The sequence below is a fragment of the Photobacterium sp. BZF1 genome, assembly GCF_014349205.1.
Classification (GTDB): domain Bacteria; phylum Pseudomonadota; class Gammaproteobacteria; order Enterobacterales; family Vibrionaceae; genus Photobacterium.
This window is the reverse complement of the sequence record NZ_JACSOF010000038.1, coordinates 1-23,945: the sequence shown is the minus strand read 5'-3', so window position 1 is coordinate 23,945 and position 23,945 is coordinate 1. Positions and strand designations below refer to the sequence as shown.

General features: G+C 45.8%; 27 protein-coding genes. 22 read left to right on the top strand and 5 right to left on the bottom strand.

Annotated features, from left to right (window positions below; all coding sequences use genetic code 11):
• Positions 1 to 176: 176 nt before the first annotated feature.
• From BIZ37_RS10610 to BIZ37_RS10600, 3 genes are all read left to right on the top strand, one after another.
• Positions 177 to 761 (top strand): NAD(P)H-dependent oxidoreductase, encoded by a 585-nt coding sequence (locus BIZ37_RS10610; RefSeq protein WP_107296876.1) that lies wholly within the window; start codon positions 177 to 179, stop codon positions 759 to 761.
• Between the two features lie 13 nt (positions 762 to 774).
• Positions 775 to 1,338: a carboxymuconolactone decarboxylase family protein gene (locus BIZ37_RS10605; RefSeq protein ID WP_187461482.1), complete on the top strand. Its 564-nt coding sequence runs from the start codon at positions 775 to 777 to the stop codon at positions 1,336 to 1,338.
• A gap of 185 nt (positions 1,339 to 1,523) precedes the next feature.
• Positions 1,524 to 2,447 carry a hypothetical protein gene (locus BIZ37_RS10600; RefSeq protein ID WP_187461481.1) on the top strand — a complete coding sequence of 308 codons (924 nt, stop codon included), beginning with the start codon at positions 1,524 to 1,526 and terminating at the stop codon, positions 2,445 to 2,447.
• A gap of 59 nt (positions 2,448 to 2,506) precedes the next feature.
• On the opposite strand, the gene BIZ37_RS10595 is transcribed toward BIZ37_RS10600, so the two are convergent.
• Together BIZ37_RS10595 and BIZ37_RS10590 are read right to left on the bottom strand one after the other, a co-directional pair.
• Positions 2,507 to 3,067: a phosphohydrolase gene (locus BIZ37_RS10595; RefSeq protein WP_187461480.1), complete on the bottom strand. Its 561-nt coding sequence runs from the start codon at positions 3,065 to 3,067 to the stop codon at positions 2,507 to 2,509.
• 3 nt (positions 3,068 to 3,070) lie between these two features.
• Entirely contained in the window at positions 3,071 to 4,264 is a 1,194-nt protein-coding gene (locus BIZ37_RS10590; RefSeq protein WP_187461479.1) for a low temperature requirement protein A, read from the bottom strand.
• A 220-nt stretch (positions 4,265 to 4,484) separates the two neighbouring features.
• Here BIZ37_RS10590 and BIZ37_RS10585 point away from each other — a divergent pair, with 220 nt between their 5' ends.
• The 6 genes from BIZ37_RS10585 (at position 4,485) to arsA (ending at position 8,949) form a co-directional block, all read left to right on the top strand.
• Positions 4,485 to 4,841 carry a helix-turn-helix domain-containing protein gene (locus BIZ37_RS10585; protein WP_187461478.1) on the top strand — a complete coding sequence of 119 codons (357 nt, stop codon included), beginning with the start codon at positions 4,485 to 4,487 and terminating at the stop codon, positions 4,839 to 4,841.
• A 56-nt stretch (positions 4,842 to 4,897) separates the two neighbouring features.
• Positions 4,898 to 5,203, top strand: coding sequence for a hypothetical protein (locus BIZ37_RS10580; protein ID WP_187461477.1), 306 nt, complete (start codon positions 4,898 to 4,900; stop codon positions 5,201 to 5,203).
• 117 nt (positions 5,204 to 5,320) lie between these two features.
• Positions 5,321 to 5,632: a helix-turn-helix transcriptional regulator gene (locus tag BIZ37_RS10575; protein ID WP_187461476.1), complete on the top strand. Its 312-nt coding sequence runs from the start codon at positions 5,321 to 5,323 to the stop codon at positions 5,630 to 5,632.
• A gap of 97 nt (positions 5,633 to 5,729) precedes the next feature.
• A complete protein-coding gene (gene arsB, locus BIZ37_RS10570; RefSeq protein ID WP_187461475.1) occupies positions 5,730 to 6,764 on the top strand; it encodes an ACR3 family arsenite efflux transporter in 1,035 nt (344 codons plus the stop codon).
• A gap of 75 nt (positions 6,765 to 6,839) precedes the next feature.
• Positions 6,840 to 7,229 carry an arsenite efflux transporter metallochaperone ArsD gene (gene arsD, locus BIZ37_RS10565; protein WP_187461474.1) on the top strand — a complete coding sequence of 130 codons (390 nt, stop codon included), beginning with the start codon at positions 6,840 to 6,842 and terminating at the stop codon, positions 7,227 to 7,229.
• A gap of 10 nt (positions 7,230 to 7,239) precedes the next feature.
• On the top strand, positions 7,240 to 8,949 hold the full coding sequence (gene arsA, locus BIZ37_RS10560) for an arsenical pump-driving ATPase (protein ID WP_187461473.1): 1,710 nt from the start codon (positions 7,240 to 7,242) through the stop codon (positions 8,947 to 8,949).
• Between the two features lie 78 nt (positions 8,950 to 9,027).
• On the opposite strand, the gene BIZ37_RS10555 is transcribed toward arsA, so the two are convergent.
• Positions 9,028 to 9,579 carry a nuclear transport factor 2 family protein gene (locus BIZ37_RS10555; RefSeq protein WP_187461472.1) on the bottom strand — a complete coding sequence of 184 codons (552 nt, stop codon included), beginning with the start codon at positions 9,577 to 9,579 and terminating at the stop codon, positions 9,028 to 9,030.
• A 33-nt stretch (positions 9,580 to 9,612) separates the two neighbouring features.
• The gene (locus BIZ37_RS10550; RefSeq protein WP_187461471.1) at positions 9,613 to 10,476 is read right to left on the bottom strand and encodes an alpha/beta hydrolase; all 864 of its coding nucleotides are present in this window, start codon (positions 10,474 to 10,476) and stop codon (positions 9,613 to 9,615) included.
• A gap of 215 nt (positions 10,477 to 10,691) precedes the next feature.
• On the opposite strand from BIZ37_RS10550, the gene BIZ37_RS10545 reads away from it, so the two are divergent.
• From BIZ37_RS10545 to BIZ37_RS10485, 13 genes are all read left to right on the top strand, one after another.
• Positions 10,692 to 11,597 carry an AraC family transcriptional regulator gene (locus tag BIZ37_RS10545; RefSeq protein WP_187461470.1) on the top strand — a complete coding sequence of 302 codons (906 nt, stop codon included), beginning with the start codon at positions 10,692 to 10,694 and terminating at the stop codon, positions 11,595 to 11,597.
• Positions 11,598 to 11,737: 140 nt separating this feature from the next.
• Positions 11,738 to 12,097 carry a carboxymuconolactone decarboxylase family protein gene (locus BIZ37_RS10540; RefSeq protein ID WP_107296888.1) on the top strand — a complete coding sequence of 120 codons (360 nt, stop codon included), beginning with the start codon at positions 11,738 to 11,740 and terminating at the stop codon, positions 12,095 to 12,097.
• Entirely contained in the window at positions 12,097 to 12,612 is a 516-nt protein-coding gene (locus BIZ37_RS10535) for a VOC family protein (RefSeq protein WP_187461469.1), read from the top strand. The genes BIZ37_RS10540 and BIZ37_RS10535 overlap by 1 nt, the downstream gene beginning before the upstream one ends.
• Positions 12,609 to 13,049: a DMT family transporter gene (locus BIZ37_RS10530; protein WP_187461468.1), complete on the top strand. Its 441-nt coding sequence runs from the start codon at positions 12,609 to 12,611 to the stop codon at positions 13,047 to 13,049. Before BIZ37_RS10535 ends, BIZ37_RS10530 begins: the two co-directional genes overlap by 4 nt.
• Complete coding sequence (locus BIZ37_RS10525; protein WP_187461467.1) at positions 13,046 to 13,504, top strand: DMT family transporter; 459 nt, start codon at positions 13,046 to 13,048, stop codon at positions 13,502 to 13,504. Before BIZ37_RS10530 ends, BIZ37_RS10525 begins: the two co-directional genes overlap by 4 nt.
• Positions 13,497 to 13,826 (top strand): hypothetical protein, encoded by a 330-nt coding sequence (locus BIZ37_RS10520; RefSeq protein WP_187461466.1) that lies wholly within the window; start codon positions 13,497 to 13,499, stop codon positions 13,824 to 13,826. The genes BIZ37_RS10525 and BIZ37_RS10520 overlap by 8 nt, the downstream gene beginning before the upstream one ends.
• Positions 13,827 to 13,913: 87 nt before the next feature.
• Positions 13,914 to 14,852 carry a LysR family transcriptional regulator gene (locus BIZ37_RS10515; RefSeq protein ID WP_187461465.1) on the top strand — a complete coding sequence of 313 codons (939 nt, stop codon included), beginning with the start codon at positions 13,914 to 13,916 and terminating at the stop codon, positions 14,850 to 14,852.
• A 119-nt stretch (positions 14,853 to 14,971) separates the two neighbouring features.
• Positions 14,972 to 15,604, top strand: coding sequence for a hypothetical protein (locus tag BIZ37_RS10510; protein WP_187461464.1), 633 nt, complete (start codon positions 14,972 to 14,974; stop codon positions 15,602 to 15,604).
• On the top strand, positions 15,585 to 17,987 hold the full coding sequence (locus tag BIZ37_RS10505; RefSeq protein WP_187461463.1) for a lipopolysaccharide assembly protein LapB: 2,403 nt from the start codon (positions 15,585 to 15,587) through the stop codon (positions 17,985 to 17,987). The genes BIZ37_RS10510 and BIZ37_RS10505 overlap by 20 nt, the downstream gene beginning before the upstream one ends.
• Positions 17,988 to 18,123: 136 nt before the next feature.
• Positions 18,124 to 18,663 (top strand): hypothetical protein, encoded by a 540-nt coding sequence (locus BIZ37_RS10500; RefSeq protein ID WP_187461462.1) that lies wholly within the window; start codon positions 18,124 to 18,126, stop codon positions 18,661 to 18,663.
• A 182-nt stretch (positions 18,664 to 18,845) separates the two neighbouring features.
• Positions 18,846 to 20,720, top strand: coding sequence for an alkyl sulfatase dimerization domain-containing protein (locus tag BIZ37_RS10495; RefSeq protein ID WP_187461461.1), 1,875 nt, complete (start codon positions 18,846 to 18,848; stop codon positions 20,718 to 20,720).
• Positions 20,721 to 20,784: 64 nt separating this feature from the next.
• Positions 20,785 to 21,249 carry a hypothetical protein gene (locus BIZ37_RS10490; RefSeq protein ID WP_187461460.1) on the top strand — a complete coding sequence of 155 codons (465 nt, stop codon included), beginning with the start codon at positions 20,785 to 20,787 and terminating at the stop codon, positions 21,247 to 21,249.
• A 100-nt stretch (positions 21,250 to 21,349) separates the two neighbouring features.
• Positions 21,350 to 22,282: a LysR family transcriptional regulator gene (locus BIZ37_RS10485; RefSeq protein WP_187461459.1), complete on the top strand. Its 933-nt coding sequence runs from the start codon at positions 21,350 to 21,352 to the stop codon at positions 22,280 to 22,282.
• Positions 22,283 to 22,372: 90 nt separating this feature from the next.
• Here the strand turns inward: BIZ37_RS10485 and BIZ37_RS10480 are convergent, their stop codons facing one another.
• Positions 22,373 to 23,641, bottom strand: a complete 1,269-nt coding sequence (locus BIZ37_RS10480) for a RidA family protein (protein WP_187461458.1) — start codon at positions 23,639 to 23,641, stop codon at positions 22,373 to 22,375.
• Positions 23,642 to 23,945 lie beyond the last annotated feature (304 nt).

Sequence of the window (23,945 nt, the reverse complement as noted above, 5' to 3'; positions counted from 1 at the left end):
TAAGCACATGAATTTAAATAGTTTTATGTTCTAAAACTAATGTGCACAGCTAGGTTACTAAAAGTTAACTAATTGCATTCAAACTCTAGGTAACCATAATAAACCACATCAAGCAAAACGATTAAAATTATCGTTACAACAGTACAGTCCAGTGACATCAATTGAAGGATTTAGTTATGAGCAACGTTCTTATCATCAACGCCCATGAGCCATCACCTTTTTCAGAAGGCAAATTGAATGCAGCCTTAGTAGAAAAAGCGCGAACCCAGCTAGAAGCCAAAGGGCATGAGGTTCGAGTTGTGACTATGCAGGACGAAATTGTGGTCGATGAGCAACTTGGCCACTTTGACTGGGCGGATCGTGTCATCTTGCAATCACCCGTCAACTGGATGACGATTCCATGGTCTTTTAAGCGTTATATGGATGATGTGTTCACTGCAGGTATGGGCGGGACTTTGTGTAATTTTGATGGTCGCAGCTCAGAAAACCCGACTAAAAACTACGGTACTGGCGGCACTCAAACTAACACTAAATATATGCTTTCTTTCACTTTCAATGCGCCAGAAGAATCATTCAACGACGAGAGCGAATACTTGTTCGAAGGCAAAAGTGTCGACGATTTGATGTTCCATATGCATGCTAACTTCCGTTTCTTCGGCATGTCTGCACTACCGACATTCGCGTGCTATGACGTAATGAAAAATGGCGATATCGAAAACGACTTCAAACGCTTTGAAGCGCACCTTGACGCCAATTTTTAACAGGAGCAGTAAGATGAGCAAGTTCACCTACTACACCGCAGACAATGCACCAGAAGAATCAAAAGAGTTGGTAGCGCAGTCCCTAAAAGGCTTTGGCATGTTACCCAACCTGCACAGCGTTTTGGCAGAGGCTCCGGCAACGTACGAAGCCTACAATACGACCTTTGATTTATTCATGAAAAACACCACATTTAGCCCGTTGGAACAACAAGTCGTATTCATGACAGCTAATTTCGAAAACAACTGCCATTATTGCGTTCCCGGCCACACTTGGATGATGAAAGCAGGCAAGATGCCAGAAGAAGTGATTGAAGCTTTGCGTGAAGGCACTGTCATCCCCGACGCCAAACTGCAAGCACTGCATGACTTTGCAAAAGCACTGTTGGATAACCGTGGCCACATTGGCGACGAGCGGCTGCAAGCTTTCTTGGATGCAGGATACACCAAGAGACAAGCACTGGAGGTGCTGACTGGCCTGTCTGCGAAGTTAATCTCCAACTTCACAAATGCGTTGGCCCATACCCAAACAGATAAACCTTTTGAAAAATTCGCTTGGACACACCCTAGCGAAAGGTAGAAGCCCTCACCTAAAACCCCAGAAACAGAACAAGCCAACCGCTTGTTCTGTTTTTCATTTGCTAGCTGATCATTCAATCTCCATCATTAACTTTTAGTTATCTTAAAGGTAATTCTCAGCCTATTTTCGGTTAATAAAAACTCATCTACTATTTTCTCAACACAACAAGATTGAGAGAACAGAAGATGATTTCATTCAAGCAGCTCCTTGTCGCAATTGCACTTTCTACATCAGTAACTTTTCCAGCCATCGCCGAGACCGAGATCACACCGCCAACATTCGAGTCGGTGATCTCGCTACCAGCAGGACACTTTTTTGAAAACCTTACCTATCTCAACAAAGACGAGTTAATTGCGACAGATTACACCGGTATGTCACTGTATAAATACCATCTTGATGGCAAAGCTAAACTCTGGGCAAAAGTCGACGGTCACCCTGTTTCACTTCGGTTTGGCGAAGGGGGCAATGGCTTGCTTTCTGTCCATGAAATTTCAATCCTAGAAGGTGATAGCTTTGTAAACAGCATGGCACTTTACAAAATCAATCAAGGTGGTCAGCTTGAACGTCTGATCGGTCTGGATACACCTGCTTTTCTCAATGGAATGGCTTATTTGGGCAACCAAGAATATCTCATTGCAGATGCACTCAATGGCAAAATTTACAAATTCGATATGGCATCGAACAAACTCTCAGTCTGGCTTGAAGATACGATGCTGCAACCGGAGAAAGATCGCCCGGGACTACCGGGTATCAACGGCATTCAGCTCCATGAAGGAGATTTATATTTCACCAATTCAGCCAAACAAGTTGTGGGGAAAATTGACATTACCGAAGGCCGTGCAGGTGAAATTACAGTGTTGGCCGATGATATCCAAGCAGATGATTTTACCATTGATGAAAAAGGCACTTGGTTGATCACGACACACCATCATGAGGTGATCAAATATACTCAGGACGGAACAAAAACGGTGGTCCTCAATCATGGCATAGATGGCAATACCGCAATCCAGCAGAGTACCCGCGAAGATAACGTTTTCTATATCACCAATGATGGCGGCTTACTTTTCGGTGGCGAGGAAAATGCCGGACTACACAAAATAGCCCTGTAATAGCTAATTATTATATTCACCTGCGAAAAATGGCGACGGCCTTCCCGTCGCCATTCAGTTCACCACTTCACGATTCCCAGTGTCACTTTTACCCCACCGACCAAGGTTGAACCACCGTAATCCTTAGCAAGACGCAACAAAGTGTCATGAAACCCAAGGTTAGGAAACGCCGCTTGCACCTCAGCAATGATTTCCTTGCTCAATCCTTTTCGGATGGTCCCTTTTGAAGCATCTATCCAATCGGCTTTGCGACAGGCTTCAATCACCTTTTGGTGCTCCCCTTTGTACGGTGAGATCTTATGGTGCCAGTGGATTGCACCGCGCAGTGCCTCTGGGTCCAGCCCCCAGTCAAATTTCTCATTATCGGCCAGAGCTATGGCTTCAGAGGGCTCCAAATAAGCCAGTTCATGATCGGTCCACAGCCCAATATCGTGATAGACGAAAGCTGTTTCAACCAGCTGCTCATACTCCGCATCATTTCCCAGAAAGTGCATGGCGTAAGTAATGGTGCGATAAACATGATTCCGGTAGCCGGGATAATCATCACCAATCTGGTCTTTGTACCGCGCAAACAACATTTCAACACGGGGGCGCTCAAGCTTAATTTCAATCTGGGACATTGATTATGCTCCTTTAGAGAAGGTCCGATACGCTTTGGTCACTGGAATAATGATTTGAGAAAACAATGCCGTCCCCCAAAGCAAATTCGCCACGATAGACGGTACGAAAGCAACGGTTGCCAAAGTTACTAATGCCATTGCGATACCGAATGCCCTCACTTTGGCCGTCGCAAACCGATGGGCGGTACGAAGCTCAATCACATCTTGTATTTTCAACAAACAATAAAGATAGGACACCAATCCCAGACAGCCAATTACTGCGTATTTCAGTGGGTACTGGTCAAGAAAAGAGACCTTTACCTCGGCTGATAATGCCACACCGATTGTTACTGCTGACAGCATCAATATTAGATGGGCAATGACCCATTTGACCAATGTCTTAGGCTTATCATCCCTTGGCTTGCCATTTCCGACAAAATCAAAATAGATCCAGCACAGGACGAAAATGGCTGCACCACCCAAGACATAATTAAAGAACACATCGACCACAACCTGATCGATGCCTTTATCCGCCAACGTAATAACCAGTTTGAAAAAGCCCTCACCGGCGACAATAAGTAATAACAGTGCGAAGCGCTCTGCCATATGGCCAAACCGAGGGATGAAACGCTCACAATGCAGTACGCCCACTTTGGGCGTGACATATAAAACAGCCAGCAGCAACATAGCAAAGCTGAATACCAAATAACTAAAAGGTTTGGGCAAAAAAGCACTAACAAGAAACAGGATAGCTCCAATGAAAAAATTTCGGGCTAATCTGCTTGGCAACTCCGCCTCTGTATCCCCAACGAATCTCGCCCGCCAATATAACAAGGCAATAATGGCCCGGTTAATGGCATAACCCACTGTGAAATATACCCAGCCACCTCCATCTATATGCATAATGGAAGCCGACATCACCATGATGGTAATGATCTGGGATGCCATGATGTAACGGTGCTGTATATCGGTGCTGACGTAAAGGGAGTTAAACAAGCTTAAATCAAACCAGGCAAACCAGATCACCACAAATAAGGCAGCAAAAATGGCAAACCCGACAGGATTGAGGTGTTGGCTAAGAAAGTTACCCAGCACAAAGATGGCAACAACATGGACGAGATCGTAAAACAGTTCTATCCAGTGGACATGTTCTGAGCTTCCCTCTGTATCTAAATGATGCTGCGGCTTACGCCAAAGTGGATGTTTAGATAAACTCATTTTAACCCCAACCTTCCTTTCGATTTCTTCCATTTATTTTCATTATCATCTGATTATATTCTCTTTTTCTTACTTCCATACTCTCGAGCACATATCAGGATAAGCCTGATATACAGACATGCCTTCCATCTGTGCTTTTCGCTAAGTAGTTTATTATGGTAACCTTAGTACACTAATCAACCAGTATACTTTTTGTAACCTTTAGAATGAGGTGGATAGCGTGGAAGGCGTCGTAAATATTGATAGCAAAGGGCGTAAGTCTGTCGCCAATGTGTGCACAGAGCCATGCGCCATTGAGAAAGGCATGCGCCTGATTGGCGGCAAGTGGAAAGGCTCACTGATCTATCATCTGAAAGACGGACCAGTCCGTTTCAATGATTTGGCACGCCTTTTGGGTGGTGCAAGCAAGAAAATGGTCGACCAACGCCTCAAAGAACTTGAAGCTGAAGGCATGGTGATTCGCAAAGTGATCAGTGACCGCCCTATCGCCGTCAGTTATGAACTTACTGAGTTTGGCCGAACAGCCCTGAAGATTCTTGATGACCTTCGTGTCTGGTCTGAAAGTCACAAGCTTTAGACTCTTATCTATTCACAACAGTGATTATATCCATGCGTACAAGCGGGGTAACAGCCATGACAAAAACGGTTGAACAAGCTTCTGAGTTGCTTAAGATCTGGGGAGCAACTGACGCCCAACGCAACATCATCTTGCCCGATGACATCAGCCATACCGAACTGGAAGCAAGGGTTAACACCCTGCTTTCCATCCAAGAAAGCCTAGACCTGCTTTACCCCAACTCCGACACTCGCCACAGTTTTATGGCATCGAAACATAAGCATATGTTCGATAACAACAAGCCTTTGGCCGTGATTAGCTCAGGTTCGCTGGATGCGCTGCGAGAAGTGCAGCAACAAATAAGAAGTCTGGTCTGTATCTAACACTCAGGTGGCCAACAAAAATTCGAGCAAAGTTCAAAATGTGCTTGCAAACACGCAGAGATGGGCATACCATCATCGTAAATTCACGATGAACGATAAACGCGAGTTAAAATCACTATGGCCGACTGTTTAACTAACCTCGACCCGATTGAACTAGATGAAGCAACCGAAAAAGAACTCGCTGCTTTTGGCAAGGCAATCAGTCATCCGGCTCGAGTCCGGTTGCTAAGGATCCTCGCCAGTGGCCAATGTCTTGGTACTGATCTTGTCGACCAATTGGATCTTGCACAATCGACAATTTCTGAGCACCTACGCGTTCTAAAGCAAGCGGGTTTGGTTCATGCTGAAGTCCAGCACCCCCGCACTTGTTTCAGCCTAAAGCCTGAAGCAATGGCAAGAATGAAAGAATTAATTGGCTACATCGCCTAATTTCAACAATGCCTGAATGTTATTTCCCAGTCAGGCATTTTTTATCACCACCATAATCGTAATTCGACGATAACCGATAAACATTAAGGTACTACTCATGGGCATATTTGAACGTTACCTGAGTGTCTGGGTGGGTCTGGCAATGGTTGCTGGCCTACTTGGGGGCACTGCTTTTCCCGAACTCTTCTCATTTATGGGTGGACTAGAATACGCAAATATCAACTTCATCATCGCCGTTCTGATTTGGTTAATGATTTATCCAATGATGATGCAGATTGACTTTTCTTCGATCAAAGATATTCACCGCCGTCCCAAGGGCTTAATCGTTACTCTTACCGTAAACTGGCTGATCAAGCCTTTTACTATGGCGTTTTTGGCTGTCTTGTTTATCAAGCACCTGTTTGGCGACATGATGGGTTTAATTACGCCTGATCTGGCCAATGAATACATCGCAGGCATGATTCTACTAGGCGTGGCGCCTTGTACGGCAATGGTATTTGTATGGAGCCAATTAACCAAGGGGGATGCTAACTACACCTTGGTTCAGGTTGCCGTCAATGACCTGATTATGGTTGTTGCCTTTGCCCCTCTCGCTGCTTTCCTATTGGGTGTAACGGACGTGACAGTACCATGGAGCACGCTAATTATTGCGGTCGTCCTGTATATCGTCATTCCGCTAATCGCTGGCTTGATAACCCGTAAAGTGTTGAAGTCAGAGCAGGCATTGCAGCGCTTTGGTAGCAAGGTGAAACCACTTTCAATCCTTGGCTTGATCAGTACTGTTGTTCTGCTATTCGGTTTCCAGGCTCCACAAATCCTGGCTAACCCTCTGGATATTGTATTAATTGCCATCCCACTGATCATTCAGACGTTCTTGATCTTTGCGATTGCCTATTACTGGATGTTCAAGTGGAAAGAACCGCACCGTGTCGCTGCACCTGGCGGTATGATTGGCGCTTCGAACTTCTTCGAGCTTGCTGTTGCCGTCGCTATCAGCCTGTTTGGCCTGCACTCAGGTGCCGCTCTTGCGACCGTTGTCGGTGTCCTGGTCGAGGTACCTGTCATGCTGGCTCTAGTGGCCTATGCGAACAAGACCCGCGATAAATTCCCAGTTGCTCACGCTGCTGTCTAATTCCTGACGATACCTGCCCCTGACAACAGGGGCAGAAAATGCTCACAATCAATAACGAAAAACGGAATCCTCATTATGTCTACTATCACTGTTTTTGACCCTGCAATGTGTTGTTCATCTGGTGTATGTGGCCCGAAACCGGACCAAAAACTATCTGTCTTTTCCGCTGACCTTCAGCACCTGGAAACAATCGGTCATAGCGTCACTCGCCACAACCTTGCACAAGAACCAGCAGCCTTCGTCTCAAACCTAACCGTCAAAGCGCTATTGGATGCAAATCAAAACGAAGCATTACCTATCATCCTGCGCGACGGTGAGTTGATCAGCTATGGCAGCTATCCTTCCCGTGACCAACTTGTTAACTTAGTTCAAGGTAATATGGTTGAAGGTAATTCAACCGAAGGTGGTCAAACTGAGAATTCAGATGCCAAATCTACCAGCTGTTGTTGCAGCGGTGGCTGCTAAGGAGCTTCTGATGGAATTCTTATCCCAGCTTCCACGGGTATTGTTTTTCACTGGCAAAGGCGGTGTTGGTAAAACAAGTACTGCCTGTGCAACTGCCATGCACCAGGCCGCAAGCGGTAAGAGAGTGCTACTAGTGAGCACAGACCCTGCTTCCAATATCGACGAGGTACTTGAAACCAAACTCAGTGGTTCGCCTACCGCCGTTAATCATGTTGAGAATCTATTTGCCCTCAATATTGATCCTCGAGCGGCTGCAGCAGCGTACCGTGCCAAGGCAATAGACCCTTACCGTGGCGTACTGCCAGATGCTGTGGTCGAAAATATGGAAGAGCAGCTCTCAGGTGCCTGTACATTAGAAATAGCTGCTTTTGATGCCTTCACTGAGCTACTGGCTGACGACAAGGCGACAGAAGGCTTTGACCGAGTTATTTTCGACACCGCACCAACAGGCCATACTTTGAGGCTTCTGTCTCTACCTAAAGCCTGGACCGGCTTTGTCGACGATAACTCAACTGGAACGTCTTGTTTGGGCCCTCTTGCGGCACTTGAAAAGCAAACTGCGCTATATGCCCGAGCGGTTGAATTGCTTGCCAACGAAAGTCATACGCGGCTGGTGCTTGTCACCCGCCCGGACCAAGCTGCCCTTAAAGAGGCTGCCAGAAGTAGTTCCGAACTCTTGGAGCTAGGCATTACCAATCAACACTTAGTGATCAATGGCCTGTTTGAAGCAACTGATTTGTCAGATCCGATAGCCGTAGCCTTAGCCAAACGATCCTCAGCGGCCTTAGCTGAAATGCCAGCGCAACTGAGTCAATTACCGCAAACTACCATTCCAATGAAAGCTAACCCGCCAGTTGGCCTTCAAGGGCTAGCGGAATTCTTTAACAATGAAGGCAGTGTGCTATTGGTCAGTGATGAAATAGCGGCCCCTGAAGGCGACGATCTCAGTACACTTGTCGAAGAGTTGGCGCAAAGTGGCCGTGGTGTAGTAATGACAATGGGTAAAGGCGGTGTGGGTAAAACGTCTGTAGCGGCAATGCTCGCTCGCCAATTGGCTACTAAAGGCCTTCCTGTCACCCTGACTACAACTGACCCGGCGGCCCATGTACAAGATGCGGCGGGTGAGGTACCAGCTAATCTACAGGTTGAGCGTATTGATCCCGTAGCTGAAATCGAACGCTACAAGAACGATGTCATCAGGGATGCCGGTGAATTAGATGCCGACGGACTGGCTTTGCTTGAAGAAGACCTACGCTCCCCTTGTATTGAAGAAATTGCTGTATTCCAAGCCTTTGCCCGTACTGTTTATCAGGCAGACAACAGAATTACAGTGATCGATACAGCTCCGACTGGCCATACCATCCTATTGCTCGATGCTGCACAAAGCTACCACCGCGAAGTCTTGAAACGTGGGGATGCGCATTCTGACGAAGTGAGCGGTTTGTTACCAAGGCTACGCGACCCGTCCTTCACAAGATTGTTAATTTGTACCCTGCCTGAGGCGACGCCGGTACATGAAGCCGCAGACTTGCAAGAGGATTTAGCCCGTGCCGAGATCAAGCCTGCTGGCTGGGTTGTTAACCAAGCTCTGGCACCACTAGATGTCACTGACCCGCTGTTGGTTACCCGAAAACAGCGTGAAGCGAAATACTTGAAAGAAGTCAGGGAGCAACATGCAGAAAGTATGTATGTGATACCTTGGCAAGCTGAAGGTTTATAACCTCTGGTGTTCTTCTTAAAGATATAAGCAAAAAGCAAAGGCCCTTTAGGGCCTTTGCCATATCTCTCGTTATTGCATTTACTGGTAGCTCACTTTAAGGCTTTCCCTTGCTTCGAGATTGTCTTTGGCATGTTTCGGGGCTTCCGCCAATACATCCCTACTCCCTTCTTCACCTTCTGCGTTGAGTTTAACTGAAGTGATTTGCCAATTGCTTCCTGCTTTGGTCAGCGAGAATTCGTACTCGCCTGAAATTGCCCAGTAGCCCTCCTTGCCCAGCCAATGGCTAGCAGTGAAATCAACCGTCGCTTTTGCCTCGTCCTGATTCACGGCCACTTTCATGTTTTGCAGATCATGGAATGTCGCATCAAATCCAGGCAAGAATGCAGCCCACTGTGCCATCAACTCTTGGCGGCTGACTGATTGTGGCTCGCCACCAAATAGCGATGTATAGTCAACGGTCAGTTTTGGGGCAAACAACCGGCCCAGATATTCAAAAGCTCCTTGGTCAGCCAGTGCTGAAAAACTATTGATGTTACTGCGGATCTGCGCTTCATCTTTAGTAAGTTGTGCGGCATTAACGGCCATGGATAACACTCCGAATAAGACGGGAATCAAATATTTCAACTTCATGCTTACCTCCCTATATGCCTTTATGTGTCTAGCTTAAAGGGATGATTCGAAGTGCTTCACTACGATATCAACCGCTTGGCTTACCGCTTCTGGCTGGTCATAGAAATCGAATTGGGAGATATCCTCCAACCAGGTTGCTTGAACATTTGCCCCAGCTTTACCAAGGTACTGGTGGGCCCCGGCTGGCAGTGCCATTGCCTCTGAAGCAACCATCATGATGGGTTTGTCTTGTTTGGCTGCGCTCAGTTGGGCATCGTAATTGAGCCAACCGTCCCACGAAGCGACATTAAACTGGTTGTCATACTCTGGGATCAAACCCCGGTCGGTTTCTGTGTAATAAGGGGCTTGGTACATCAGGGAAGCTTCATTGGTCGTACTGGCTGCCTCGATGTGCACCGGCACATCCGAGCTAGCGGCCTGCTCTGAAGCGGCCAGCAAGCCTTTCACGCTTTCCTCACCGCCATAGATCGCTGTCGCCATCGCTTGGTCATGTAACCACGGGGCTACCACAGTCGCGGCTTTCACTTTGTCGTTGCCAGCAACCGCATCAAGCATATAACCAGCCGAGGCACAGATACCCAATCCACCAATACGCTTGCCATCGACTTGATCTAGCTCTGCGACCGCATCGATTACCGCGCGGATATCTTCGGTCTTGCGACTAGGGTTTTCAAAATAACGTACTGAATCGACTGACTGTCCCCAACCACGGAAATCAAAAGTCACAGCGGCATAACCTTTGTCGGCTAGTGCCTGCGCATATACAGCCGGCATTTGTTCTTTCACTGTTGTCCATGCGCCAGTAACTATCACCACAGGCGGGTTTTCAACACCTTCTGGCAAATACAGGTTTGCAGCTAATTGGCCTACGCCGGTATTCAATTTGATATGTTCCATAATGCTATCCTCTGAAAACGAAGCTGAGATGTTATTGGTCGCTGAGCGGCCCTGACGTCTAACTTGAATACAGATTAGCAATACAACCACGTTGCCGATTGAACATTGCTGCTTGGATTTTGGTACATTGTTGCAGTACTTCACAGCTTGTTGACGAACTGGCGGTGCGTCAGCTAGGTTATTGAAAGAAAAGGTTGTGAAAAAGGGATACAGTGATGAAATCCAGCCTGAAATTTTTCGACTTCAAGTCAGATAAATTATCGGATTGCGGCAATGTTTTAGAGATTGAATTCTCGAACCAAGGGCTAAACTGGCCGGGGATTGTGATCGAAAAAGGTACCTCCCCCCATTTCTACCCACAAAATGTCTACACGCCGTACTTCTATTTCGCTCTGGCGCTAGAAAAGGATTTGAGCTGGAGTGTCGAGCAAGATGGGAGCTTCTCCGAACTGAAAACCAGCCCGGGCAACATCTGGATAAACCCGCCCAAAACGCCCTTTACCCATGATATTTCCGAACCTTGTTATTTCGTGATTTTAGCGATTGAACAGCAAGAGTTTCTCCAGCACTGCCCTCTCAATCTGGAAGGAATAAAGTTGCAGTTCCTCAATAACTACAACGTACTAGATGAAACGATTAAAGGCATCATGGAGTTATTTATGCTGGAGGCGAAAGCCAAAGGCAGGAATGGGGACACGTACCTGAAAAACTTACTATCGCTATTGTCCAACCATTATATTCAAAATTACTCGAATTTTTACGATCAAAAGAACAAGCAATTATCCTCGTCGAAGTTTGACCACCAGCAGGTTAGCCAGATAGACCAATACATTGCCGACAACATTGGCAGCCATATCTCGGTTGATGATCTCGCTGACTTACTGAAATGCAGTAAGTTTTACTTTCTTCGGGAGTTCAAAAAGTTGGTGGGGGTCACACCCTACCAATACTTGATGACCAAGCGACTGGAACAGGCCAAGACCTTACTATCTGGTGAGTCTGTCAATATCGCTGTCACGGCCCATGATCTTGGCTTCAACGATCAATCCCATTTTACCCGTGCGTTCAAAAACCACTTCGGCATCACGCCTGGCCAATTCATCAAGCAGGGCCAATCCTAGCTATTTCCCTTCACCATCACTTGTGCAGATCCTGCACAAGTGATGTTCCAACCTGTTAGTTTTTCATATTTCCCCGATCCCTATAATGCCCTCATCCGCTGCACAGGCAGCTAATCGACTTACTGATGAGGGTGTCATCCATGACAAACAAATATCAAAACGCGGTACTGGACGATCAAGCATTGATTGATGGTCTCAAGGCTATCAACCCAGTATGGGGCGATCTGACAGTAAGGGTTGCTGGTGAAGTTTGGGGCCAGCCGCTACTCGACCAGAAGACCAAAGCGTTGATCACCATTGCCATTGATCAGATGGCATTGAATGTCACCGGTGAAGGCAACCCATTTGGCGCGCATGTTGATATGGCACTCAAGCAAGGTGCGACCTATCAGGAGATTGAAGAGTTAATTGTCTTTGCCTCGGCTTATACCGGCTTCAATAAAGGGGCAACAACCATGGGCGCACTTAATAAAATCCGTCACGAGCGAGGTGATATCTAATGGCTATTCCTGGACTTAAAAAACCTGATCATATCGGCTTCACTGTGCCAAATATTGATCAAGCGGTGTCATTTTTCAGCAACCACTTCGGCTTTGATCTTGCCTATGAATTTGGTCCTTTTGCTGCTGACGACAACTGGATGGCCGAGCATTTAAATGTGAATCCTCGTGCAGAAATTAGCAAGATTGCGGTCATGAATGCCGGTGGAATCAACCTGGAAATTTTCGAATATGCCGACAATATCCACCGATGCAAAACAGCGCCAAACAACGCTGACATCGGCGGCCATCACCTAGCGTTCTATGTCGACGATATGGATGCGGCTGTGAGCTATCTGAAAGAACAAGGTATTGAGGTTTTGGGTACACCAAACGTTATGACAGATGGCCCGACAGCAGGTGAAAGCTGGGTTTACTTTATGGCACCTTGGGGCATGCAACTTGAGCTGGTTTCTTACCCTAACGGTAAAGCCTATGAAAAAGCCTCAACTGTTGCGTTGTTTGACCCACGATGAACCTTATTTTCGTATTGCTCGTTGTGATTGCGGGTATGGGCCTGTCCTTTGAGGCAGGTCTTCTCGGCCCTTTGGGGAGTGAGGTCGGCCACTTGTGGGCAACCTTGAGTATTTTTGGTGTTGGGGCATCACTGCTGTGGCTGATCAGCCTCTTCATACCAAGTAAAGAAACCGTAAGCCTGCACACTCTTCCCAAGTGGCAATTGTCAGGTGGTTTGCTCGGACCGATATATGTTGTGGTACTAACACTGGCTACGCCGGCATTGGGGGTCGCGATGACAATGATCGGCGTACTAACCGGACAGATTGGCAAGAGCTTTGCCATCGACTATTTCGGTTGGTTTGGCACTGCCAAAAAACCAGTCAATAAATTACGTGTGTTAAGTATCTTGTTTGTCATCTTGGCGATGTTTTTCAGTTACATGGGGGCCGCATGATTATTTTTGTCTTGCTAGCCATTTTATCTGGCATAGCGCTAAGCGCACAGGCAGCAATCAACGGGCAACTTGGGGTAAAGGTCGGAGTAATCAGAAGCTCATTGCTGACATTTACCGTTGGTACGGTGGTGACGGCCTTGCTGATTTTCTTTTTCGAGCCTAGCTATGATGCCACTTTGCTCACCGTTCCTAAATGGCAGTTAACCGGCGCGCTATTTGGCATTGTATACATGGTCGTCATGGTCGCTGCAGTACCTAAAATTGGCGTAGCTGTCGCCACTGTAGCCACCATTTTTGGCCAAATGACTATGAGCCTGTTTATCGATACGGCAGGTTTACTCGGCAATGAGCCTATTGCCCTCAATTACTGGCGTTTTGCTGCCATGCTGTGCATCGCCGCTGCCCTTGTATGTATTTTTATGGCGAACCGATCGCCGGAGAACAACAATGACTAAACAAGCAACGACCCTTATCGTTTTTTTCAATTTAAAAGATGGCGTTAGCGAGTCTGATTATCTGCATTGGGCACAAAACATTGACCTACCCACGGTCAATGCCCTTAACAGTGTGGCTTCATTTGATGTCTATAAAGGGCTATCAGTCCTCGGCCAAGATACTCCATCACCATATCAGTATTTTGAGGTCATTAACCTGAAATCGGAAGCCGCTTTTCTGGATGATATCCAGTCTGAAGTAATGACCAAGGTTATAGAGCAATTCCAAGCTTTCACCAAAGACGCGAGCTTTATTTCAACTCAAAATATTGCTGCTCGATAAACAATAGTTAAGGCAAGCCACTCAAGTAGCTTGCCTTTTTAATATACAAAACCTTAACTCTAGCTATGTGCTTAATGGATGCTTCGTATGAAATATGATGTTTCTCTGCTGGAAATAAAATTGTTCTTGATGACATGCCAGTACGGCAACTTCTCTGAAGTCGCAAGAAGGCAGGATTTAACGCCCTCTTCGGTATCAAGAAAAATGGCACAACTAGAAGAAAAGGTTGGCACCAAACTACTTCACCGCCATACAAGAGCGATTTCCCTCACCGACGAAGGTGCAGCCTTTGCCAAGCACTGCAATGAAATAATCCATCAGTTTGAAATGGTGACAGAGCGCATCGAACAAAGGGCTGACACCCCACGCGGTACTGTCAAAATCAGTGCACCTGTGGCCTTTGGTCGACTGCATATCGCTCCTTATCTTGCCGAACTGCTTGAGCGCTACCCTTTGCTCAAAGTCGAACTGCATCAAACAGACGCTTTTATCGACCCTGCCCTCGAAGGGGTAGATCTATTGATACGCGTAGGTGTACCTCAGGACTCTTCCATGCGAATGAAACGCTTTGGCAATCAACAATATGTGATGGCAGCCAGTCCAAACTATTTGAAAGTCCATGGAACACCGCAATCACCGGAAGATCTAGCCAAGCATAACTGTTTGGTGTTTAAGGGAACAAAAGGTTTACAACGTTGGTTTATCGGCTCTGAATCGCTCACACCGTATGACGTGAGCGGCACGCTTTATAGCAATAACGCCGAAACCCTTGTCAGCGCCGCCGTCAATGGTGCCGGTCTTGTGCTATTCCCGACCTGGTTGATTGGCGAAGAAATCAAAGCCGAGCAGTTGCTGCCTGTAATGACCGATTACCAATTATCGACGACGTCTGAGCCTCAAACTATCAGTGCCCTATATTTAGAAACCGATAATCTCGCCCCCAAGGTCAGGGTAGTAATTGACTTTTTTAGCCAAAAATACGGCAACCCTTGTTACTGGGATAAAAGTTACTGGGATAAAATTTAGCGACGCTACATCAATAAACTGATCGAGATCTCACTTCCACAGCGCAACGTCTGATTTTTACAACAGCCCATACATTACATATACACTTGATATACAACCTGTTTGTTATGGGCGCACTTATGTTTGAAAAATACCGCTTTCCAGCCATGCTCAAAGGCCTCAAAGCTTGGTCTTCAAAACGCTTGATGTGGCGTATTTTGTTTATTGCCCTTTTTAGTGCCGTTATCAATGCTGCCCAGTTCTATTTCTTCTACGCGCAAACGCTAGAAGTGCTGGCGCAAGAGTTATCCTTCCAATTATTACCTGAAGAATTGAATGCCGTTGCCCAATCCCTCCCCTCAATGTACGAGGCGATGAGCAACTGGTTGGTTTTATTGTTGTTGTTGCAGCTAGCACTTGCCACTTGGGCTGGATGTTGGCTGAGCTATCGCTTATACGGCCCTGTTTCTCGCATCCGCAATGCACTGGTTGATATTTCCATGGGTAAGCTGTCCACGGTCATCCATACCCGGAAGGGAGACGAGTTGACCGATATAGCCGAGGATATCAACGATAGCTCTGCTCGCATTCAAGTGATGGTTATGGGTATGAAAGAAAACCTGTCGGTATTGGAAAATTGCGATTTACCCCAAGAACAGGCCCTCCACCTAGAAACCATCAGGCATAATCTGGAATATTTTGAGACGCTGGAAATAGACTACGAAGATAACCGCAAAAGCAAAGTGGAGCGTGATGATGAGCCCGTGCTCTAAGGCCCGCTCCAACATCAACAAGTTCATCGCGCTGCTACTTTCGACATTTTTGCTTTGTTACATCCACACTGTAAACGCAGCAAATAGCAGTCAGGCTATCGGTGAGGGAATACAGCTTATTCAAAAGGGCCAACTCAGCGCAGCGAAAAGCCGCCTGAGCACTGCCGCCCAACCCTTAAGTGGAGAGGCATTATTCTTAGCAGCCCGTATTGCCGAGTTCGAAAAGAACTGGACTCAGGCAATGTCGCTATACCGACAATACTTGAGCGAAGATCCTTTCAGTGTTCACCGGCTCGAAGCCCGTGCAGCCTTTGCACTGTTGAGGGCTTATCGCAATGATCCGCTGCTCGCAGATTTTCTGTATCTCATCCAGCTACGTGATCAAAATGCTATTGTCCAAATGCAACAAGCAAGTTCACGCCTTTATGCTGCCCACCCTAGCCAGCCATTGGCAATCCGAGGCCAGCTATTAATGGCCCATAGCATGCTGGAGCTAGCCCGACAGCCTCAAAAAGCCTTAGAGCTATACCTGAAGATTGCTGATGCTACAGTTTCAATACAAGAAGATTGGTATATTCAAGCCACATTTGGCGCTGTGTTTTCGGCCTTAAGAACCAACCAAACGACCATTGCCCAAGCGCAGTTTGAACAGCTTCAAACCAAACTCGACTCAAGCTGGGCGAGCCGAAATACTCTACTTGCCCGAAGCTGGCAGCAACGGGTCAATGCCATGGCATTTATGCTCAACTTGCAATCCAGCAAGGATGTTAAGAACGACGAACCTTTCCTATGGGGAGTCGGTGCTCGCTTGCTACTTGATAACCCTGCAGGTAGCGGCCAAAACTTCTCACCCATTTGGCAAACTTTAACCGAGCAAGAATTGGCAGTAAGAAGCGTCACCTTGTGGATCACCCAAGAAAGTGACTGGCACTGGCTACGTTCTGACCTTTTACGCGGCGCCCATGCCAGAGGCTATCTTCCAATGATCAGCTATTGGTTCTTTGGCGATAAAATCAGCCCTGATTATGTTGAAGCAAACCGCCAACGCTACCTTGATGAAATCAACACCAAACTTATCCCCCTGCTGAGAGACCTGCCACAGGCATATTTGATCCTTGAACCCGAGTTCAACAAACATGGCATTGAAACATGGTCCGGTTGGGATCCTCTTATGCTCGAAGTCATTGCTCTCATCCGTAAAGGAGCACCACAAGTCAAGATAGGACTTGGGCTTGGAGACTGGGATCAGCCCGGTAGCACTCCAAGTTATGACAGTGCGCAGAAAAGTATTGAAGCCAGTGATTTTGTCGCCAGTATGCTGATGCTGTCTAGCTATACCGAAAGAGTCCATTCTGCCCCTGACTGGTCAGCCTGGGTACGGGCACTGCGACTTGGCGAACGTTTACAACAGCGCTTCAACAAACCCTGGATGCTGGCCTATCTTTCAATCGCGTCCGAGCCAAATTGGGAAGCCCAGCAAGCCAACGAGCTACAAAAGCTCGAAGACTATCTGCCGATGCTAAAAGAACTGGGATTGTTTGCGCTCAATTGGTTCTCCCTGACCGACGAACCCAATCAGCAAGGCTGGTTTGCCGATGCCGAACAAAGTTTTGGCCTGCTCACTGCAAACTACCAGCCCAAAGCCTCTTTCAATGCTTACAAGCAATTGATTGATAAACACAGCAATCACGATGAGCCCCCAGAGTTACTCAGTTTCGCAGTCAACAAAGTTCCTGCCCCCGTGATGACACCATTAACTCTACGAGCTGACTTCGCCTATTGGGCTAACTGGAAAATCACCGTTTCCCAAGGTGAAAATGCATGGACTCGTCATGGGACCGGTGACAGTATGGTTGTCCACTGGCATGGACAGATGTTACCTAACTGGGCGCATTCAGGTCCTGTCTCGGTTACCCTCCACGCAAATGGCAAGCAAATATATGTGGCAGATACCCCTTGGGATGGCACTCTCAGCCGCACCGAAATACTTAAAGAACCGGTTAAGCTTACAACTTGGCAGACTTGGCAACGCGAGCCCTTGGAAAAGCTTGATGCAAGCAAACTTGGCAAAGCAGACAGTGGTTCAATCGAAGTTGTTCTAACAGCGGCGAGCTCCGAACAATTATCTCCCCTATATATTGGCTTGATTGACGATGAAGGTTTTTCACAGACCCTAGCCTCTTCCGGCTATACCTATTCGAAAGGTGAGCTCAGCGCGATTAATATCCCACTGTCTGAGTTTCAATATTCTTGGGTCAAATATGAAGATGGCAAGCCAATTTGGCGACCAACGCCAAGTGGGAAATTATCCGTCGTTATTCAAAACAGTAGCCCCGATGAGGTTTCATTTACAGTCAGTGCTATGCATAACCTAGTGCCGTGATGTTCATAAATTAAACAGCCATTTAATATAGCTAAACACCGTATTTGAGATTCTTTTATTTATATTTTCATACTGATCAATGATGCTTGTAATCTCCATTAATTTAACCAAATATAATTATCGGTGTGACTGAATAATGAAAAAGTTACTCGCATACATGCTTCACTACAGCATGGTACTGGCTGAAGCAAGCCCCAAAATTTTACGCGTTTATCGATACGGTAACACCTTATTAGTCAAACATTGGGTCAACATTTATCAAAAAAATGGGCTTCCCGGGTGGCAAAAATTCTGGATACCCGTATTTGGTGAATGGGGTAAAGTACGAGGCCCCCTTCTTGCTAAAAAGATCAACATTGATACTCAGTGTCCCCGTTCGTTAGGCAGTTATCATGATTTTGAGGATCCAATCTTCGGTATCGCTGGTCATTGGGAGCAAGGTGAAAACGGTGAGCCAGTAAGAGTAGAAACCCAATGCACGGCGTGCGAGCTACTACAAGCTGCCACTGATAATAAACAGTGTCACTCCGACTTTTGCCGCTTTATGGTCAAAGAGCTAGAGCAAAATACCGGAGCCAGCTTGAACGAGCTGTATGAAGTCGAAATTTTAGACTTACTTGTTGAAGGAAAAGATACTTATCGATTCGTACACAGAATTAACAATCAAATCGAATAGCTCTCCCTTGGTCTACCTTCAATTAAACGCTCCAGTCAAATTTGCTTGATTTAATTTGATGGGCATTTTCCTCGTTCATTGTGTTTAAGTTTATTAAACACCGAATTTAAAATACTTCTATTTAGTTAAACACCAATTCCAAATACACTTTTTGTATTAAAACAAACAACCTGGAAACTGGTATGAAAATAACCATTTTAGCGTCCATTATCAGCGCTATTTCTTTTGGTGCATTTGCTGCTCCAAGTGAAACAATCCAACACCTAAATGAAACCTCGCCTTACTACTCAGGCGAGCGCGCAACCAAAGTTGCTCCTAATGGTGCACTTATTTCTGATGCTATGTATCAAGAGATCGCTGACGGTAAAAACGTATTAGGCACATACATGCCGAACCAAATGAGCCACGAGAAAGTAGCGGAAGGTGTTCACTCTTTCAATGCGGGTGGTATCGTTAACGTTCACTACGTAGAAACAGACAACGGTATCGTTATCTATGATGCAGGTGATGACCTTCACGAAGGTAAAATGTTCTACAACGCTTTCCGTGAGCAAACTGACAAGCCTATCGTGGCGATCATCTATTCTCATGAACACTATATAGGCGGCTCACAACACTTCGTGGACGAAGAAGCGAAACGAGGCAACACTGATATTAAAGTTATTGGTCACTACAACCATAATGAATCAGTCCGCGCCGCTGCAGTCGGTGTTGCGCTTCATAAAGAGGCGTCTGATATGCTAATGCCACGAGCACTGAATCAATTCTACACTTTCACTGAAGCTGAAGGTAAACGTGCTACCGGCTTTACTCATCATATCGATGCAACCCAAGAAAAAGGCATCGTTGAAGTAAATACGCCGATTACTGAGAACGGCCAAACACTAGAAATCGACGGGCGTGAGTTTGTTTTCTATGTTGACGGCATCGGTACTGACTCTTCAAACAACGTAACCGTACATATCCCAGACCAAGGCATCGTTATGAATAATGCGCTTTGGGGTTGGTACCCGAACCTATACTCTATCCGTGGTGGTGCATACCGTAATCCGGAAGGATGGATTAAAGCTGTTCAGCTTGTTGAGTCTCTTGAACCTGAAATTTTGCTCAACACACACTCCCGTTCCGTGAACGGTGCCGAAGAAGCAATGGAACGTATCCATTCTTTCCAAGACGGCATTACGGCAGTTCTTAACCAGACTCTGCTTCAAATGATGAAAGGTGAAACGCGCGCAGTCGCTGCCCACAACGTGAAACTGCCAGAGTCACTAGAAAGCAACCCGTACCTGCGTCAAAACTATGGTGAAATCGTCACTATGGTTCCGCAAATCTACTCTGCGGTTATAGGTTCTTTTAACGGTGAAGTGGCAGATGCTGTTCCTATGCATCCAGAAGCGGAAGCAGACCTAATTATCCGTGCCATTGGCGGACAAGAGAAAGCACTAGAGTTTGCAAAAGCTGAAATGGAAAACGGTAACTTCCACAATGCAATTCAATTGGGTAAACACCTAGTAAACTACGACGCAACGCACCAGCCAAGCATCGACTTTAAGATTGATGCAATGTATGCCATGGCGGAGTCAACCATGTCTCACAACTTGCGCTCTTGGTATCTGACTCAAGCTCGTATCCTGAAAGGTGAAATTGCTTTACCTACAGCTTTACCAGCAATGCCAGAAGCAGTCGCAGCTGACGTAACCAACTACGTAGACAACTACCGTATCCGCCTCAACCACGAAAAAGCAGGCGACACTGCAGCTAAAATCGGATTCCAGTTCGACAATGGCGAAGAAATGGCACTCGAAATCCGCAACGGTGTTTCTTACTCTCGTGACAGTGTAGAAGGTGCTGATGTCATCGTTAAGATGAGCCCTGCTCACTTTACTAAGCTATACAACAACCTATCAACTGTTGGTTTGATGGTTGAAACAGGTGAAGCAAGCATTGTTTCTGGTACTCAAACTAAAGCAGACGAGCTAATGGGTATGTACGACGTTGTTTATGATTGGCAAAACGACGAAGGTCTAAAGTTCCTTGTTAACCTATTGAACGGCTAATCAATTATTTGATATCAACACATAAAAGGGAGCATCAGCTCCCTTTTCTATCTGGATAAAAATCATGCTGACACATATCAAACGATATATAGTCCCTTTATTTATCGCATTATCCTTTAGTACCCATGCTTGCTTACTTCACCCGGCACTTAACGCGCAAGGTACTTCGACTCCCAAAGGGGCTGTATGGGTTGATATCCAAACCCAGCTCGCTATGCAAAATGGTGCGCTCGAGCCAGCACAGCTTCAAACAGGAGAGGCAGGCTTCAGACAGGTCAGTTGGTGGCTCAGGCTGTTTACCCGCATGCTATCCGAGTCAGGAGTGACCCACTCTTATATTTATATTGCCGACATCGGTTTATGGGCAAAGCACAACGTAAATGGCAACGTCCAACTAGAGCTTGAAGTAGAGCCAGAGCAAGAGAGTAGCAATGTGATCATACTCTCACGACAGACTCTCCAGGCAATAATTTCCCAAAACTTGACTTACCAGCAAGGTGTTGAATTAGGTATTGTGATCTCATCATAAGTGAGTAGATAAGCCTTATTAGGCTGAAAAGACAAGCTTGTTCTAATACCCTATATTTACTATCGATAAAGCTAACAACGTGATTCAATTAAGAGGATAAATGCTAGAAACTAACTTAATCAAGAAATTGGATCTCAACCTTCTTAGGGTTTTTATTGTCGTCTATAAAGAAAGAAACCTTAAAAGAGCGGCCAACCTTGTTGGGCTCTCAGCCCCCTCATTAAGTTTGAAACTCTCTAAGCTAAAAGACGTTCTAGGAACAGAACTGTTTTTCAAAACCTCAACCGGATTTGAGCCGACAGAAGTTGCCCACAAGCTTTTCGTTCAAGTCGAACCTCTTCTATCAAGGCTGGATGATGTCATAGAGTCCGTGAACGGCTTTAACCCATCAGATATTGATAAACCCGTGGTTGTTGATTTAGGCCAACATTTCGCCCCATGGCTCCCCTTCCATCTTCATAATTTTATTTCAGAAAATTGCCCGAATGCCTATTTAATTGCGGACTATTTCACTAAACACACAGTAGATCGACTTCGAAAAGCCGAAGTTGATGTCGGCGTACAAATCGATCAAGCCGATGTATCAAAGGATATCATCGGCATCCCAGTTGGTGAGATACATGGCGGTTTCATAGTCCGTGAAGATCACCCAATCAAAGGAAGTGCCACCAGCATAGAGGAAGTAACCCAGTATGGTTTTGCCATGTATGAGCAAAACATTACCTCTGTAGGTTCAAATGGCCACTTTATCGAAGAGTTGGACAAAAAACAGATTCCATACACCATAAAATTCAAGAGCCCTTCAGCCTTAACGGTTCATAAAATCTTGAAGTCAAGTAACCTTGTTTTGCCAACCAGCATTAACCACCTGCAAAATGATTTAGATGGCTTGCGAATTGTTCGCCTCGATGACGCCCAAATTAGAAGTAGCTATCCTGTCTTAGCCTATATTTACCAAGAAAACAGATATAGTGAGAGATGCAAATGGCTGATAGAAGAAATTCGAAGAATTTTTGATATGGGCGCAAAATAATTTATTAACTATGAAGTAAATAAAAGGGCTGGTTATAAAACCAGCCCTAATCTTATTATTTCAAGCTACGTGTATTTACCTAAGTAAAACTTACTTTACTTGCGGTAGTGTACCTTCGCCATTAGACACAACAGCATCAATCTGAACCAGCGCATCCATCTCAATCTGAGATACGCCAACTACGGTACGGGCTGGTAGTTCGCCTTGGAAGAACGTGGTGTAAACTTCGTTGATAGCTTCGATGTCAGCAACATCTTTCAAATGGATGTTGATTTTAACGATATCGTCCATGACATGGTCAACACTTTCAACGATTGCTTTGATGTTATTCAGACACTGCTCTGCCTGCTCTTTAGCACCACCAGCAACGATAGCGTTAGTCGCAACATCCACAGGAAGCTGAGCAGCAATGTGGTTGTAATGAGAGAACGCAACAGTTTGCGTGTGCAGTGCATTACGAGGTGCTGCATCAGTATTGTTGGCACGGATAACGATATTGTGGCGATCTTCAACTTCTTGTGGCGGTGTACCATCACCATGAGAAACAGAAGCGTCGATTTGCACTAGCGAGCCCATAGGTAACGCATCAGCAGCAATGATTGAGCGTGCTGGTACGTAGGCCACTGTACGAGCGATAGATGAATCAGGGAAGAAGGTTGAGTAGATTTCGTTCACTGCATCAACGTTAGCCAGATCGCTTAGGTATAGGTTGATTTTTACGATGTCATCAAATGGTACATCAATGCTTTCAAGGATTGCTTTCATGTTCTTCAAGCACTGAGCTGTTTGCTCCTTCACACCACCTTCAACCAATGCACCGGTTTTAGGGTCAACTGGAAGCTGAGCTGAGATGTTGTTGTAGTGAGAGAAAGCAACAGTGTGAGTCGCTAGTGGGTTTAGCGGAGCATTTTCAGTATTACGAGATAGTTTAACAAGCGGGCAAGGTGCTTGAGGAGCAGTACCTTCACCGTTAGAAATCAAAGCATCCATCTGTACGCGTGCGTCGCTCAATGGCAATGCTGCTACTTGAACCACAGTACGGGTTGGGATCAGGTTTTCGAAGAAAGTCGCGTAGACTTCATCTACCGCTTCCATATCTGCAATATCTTTTAGGAACACGTTGATTTTAACAACGTCGTCCATCACGTGATCGATGCTCTCAACAATCGCCTTGATGTTTGTTAGACACTGTTTAGCCTGCTCTTTGATATCACCAACAACAATCTCACCTGTTTTAGGGTCAACAGGTAATTGTGCAGAGAAGTTATTGTAATGAGAGAAAGCAACTGTCTGAGTAGATACAGTGCTTAGAGGGGCATTTTCAGTGTTTCGAGAAACTTTAATGATCGCATCAGTCATTTCGAATTATATCCTTTGATGTAGTACAGAAATAAATATCTATCTGAAGTAGATTTATTTTGAAGTGTTTTGAAAGTGAAGAGATAGTATGGGAAAAGTTTCACTTTAAATGTGACTTACATCAAAATATATTTTCACTAAATGCAGTCTATTGATAGAATAATTAGTCACTTTACGACTAATTATCCACAAAAATGCTTATTTGCTGATTACAACTTCATTTTTTATTCGAATGATTCGCAAAATATGAATACAATCTCAGCAAGTTAATATCAAAAATCAGCTGATTTTAATCATTTTTGAT

What these genes read in the sequence shown, in the direction of transcription:
- BIZ37_RS10595 (WP_187461480.1), bottom strand. Translation starts at nt 3,067, where the DNA reads ATGTCCCAGATTGAAATTAAGCTTGAGCGCCCCCGTGTTGAAATGTTG.
- BIZ37_RS10540 (WP_107296888.1), top strand. Translation starts at nt 11,738, where the DNA reads ATGACAAACAAATATCAAAACGCGGTACTGGACGATCAAGCATTGATT.
- BIZ37_RS10485 (WP_187461459.1), top strand. Translation starts at nt 21,350, where the DNA reads ATGCTAGAAACTAACTTAATCAAGAAATTGGATCTCAACCTTCTTAGG.
- arsD (WP_187461474.1), top strand. Translation starts at nt 6,840, where the DNA reads ATGTCTACTATCACTGTTTTTGACCCTGCAATGTGTTGTTCATCTGGT.
- BIZ37_RS10480 (WP_187461458.1), bottom strand. Translation starts at nt 23,641, where the DNA reads ATGACTGATGCGATCATTAAAGTTTCTCGAAACACTGAAAATGCCCCT.
- arsB (WP_187461475.1), top strand. Translation starts at nt 5,730, where the DNA reads ATGGGCATATTTGAACGTTACCTGAGTGTCTGGGTGGGTCTGGCAATG.
- BIZ37_RS10550 (WP_187461471.1), bottom strand. Translation starts at nt 10,476, where the DNA reads ATGGAACATATCAAATTGAATACCGGCGTAGGCCAATTAGCTGCAAAC.
- BIZ37_RS10555 (WP_187461472.1), bottom strand. Translation starts at nt 9,579, where the DNA reads ATGAAGTTGAAATATTTGATTCCCGTCTTATTCGGAGTGTTATCCATG.
- BIZ37_RS10545 (WP_187461470.1), top strand. Translation starts at nt 10,692, where the DNA reads ATGAAATCCAGCCTGAAATTTTTCGACTTCAAGTCAGATAAATTATCG.
- arsA (WP_187461473.1), top strand. Translation starts at nt 7,240, where the DNA reads ATGGAATTCTTATCCCAGCTTCCACGGGTATTGTTTTTCACTGGCAAA.
- BIZ37_RS10610 (WP_107296876.1), top strand. Translation starts at nt 177, where the DNA reads ATGAGCAACGTTCTTATCATCAACGCCCATGAGCCATCACCTTTTTCA.
- BIZ37_RS10515 (WP_187461465.1), top strand. Translation starts at nt 13,914, where the DNA reads ATGAAATATGATGTTTCTCTGCTGGAAATAAAATTGTTCTTGATGACA.
- BIZ37_RS10510 (WP_187461464.1), top strand. Translation starts at nt 14,972, where the DNA reads ATGTTTGAAAAATACCGCTTTCCAGCCATGCTCAAAGGCCTCAAAGCT.
- BIZ37_RS10490 (WP_187461460.1), top strand. Translation starts at nt 20,785, where the DNA reads ATGCTGACACATATCAAACGATATATAGTCCCTTTATTTATCGCATTA.
- BIZ37_RS10600 (WP_187461481.1), top strand. Translation starts at nt 1,524, where the DNA reads ATGATTTCATTCAAGCAGCTCCTTGTCGCAATTGCACTTTCTACATCA.
- BIZ37_RS10505 (WP_187461463.1), top strand. Translation starts at nt 15,585, where the DNA reads ATGATGAGCCCGTGCTCTAAGGCCCGCTCCAACATCAACAAGTTCATC.
- BIZ37_RS10525 (WP_187461467.1), top strand. Translation starts at nt 13,046, where the DNA reads ATGATTATTTTTGTCTTGCTAGCCATTTTATCTGGCATAGCGCTAAGC.
- BIZ37_RS10530 (WP_187461468.1), top strand. Translation starts at nt 12,609, where the DNA reads ATGAACCTTATTTTCGTATTGCTCGTTGTGATTGCGGGTATGGGCCTG.
- BIZ37_RS10535 (WP_187461469.1), top strand. Translation starts at nt 12,097, where the DNA reads ATGGCTATTCCTGGACTTAAAAAACCTGATCATATCGGCTTCACTGTG.
- BIZ37_RS10605 (WP_187461482.1), top strand. Translation starts at nt 775, where the DNA reads ATGAGCAAGTTCACCTACTACACCGCAGACAATGCACCAGAAGAATCA.
- BIZ37_RS10520 (WP_187461466.1), top strand. Translation starts at nt 13,497, where the DNA reads ATGACTAAACAAGCAACGACCCTTATCGTTTTTTTCAATTTAAAAGAT.
- BIZ37_RS10575 (WP_187461476.1), top strand. Translation starts at nt 5,321, where the DNA reads ATGGCCGACTGTTTAACTAACCTCGACCCGATTGAACTAGATGAAGCA.
- BIZ37_RS10580 (WP_187461477.1), top strand. Translation starts at nt 4,898, where the DNA reads ATGACAAAAACGGTTGAACAAGCTTCTGAGTTGCTTAAGATCTGGGGA.
- BIZ37_RS10495 (WP_187461461.1), top strand. Translation starts at nt 18,846, where the DNA reads ATGAAAATAACCATTTTAGCGTCCATTATCAGCGCTATTTCTTTTGGT.
- BIZ37_RS10500 (WP_187461462.1), top strand. Translation starts at nt 18,124, where the DNA reads ATGAAAAAGTTACTCGCATACATGCTTCACTACAGCATGGTACTGGCT.
- BIZ37_RS10590 (WP_187461479.1), bottom strand. Translation starts at nt 4,264, where the DNA reads ATGAGTTTATCTAAACATCCACTTTGGCGTAAGCCGCAGCATCATTTA.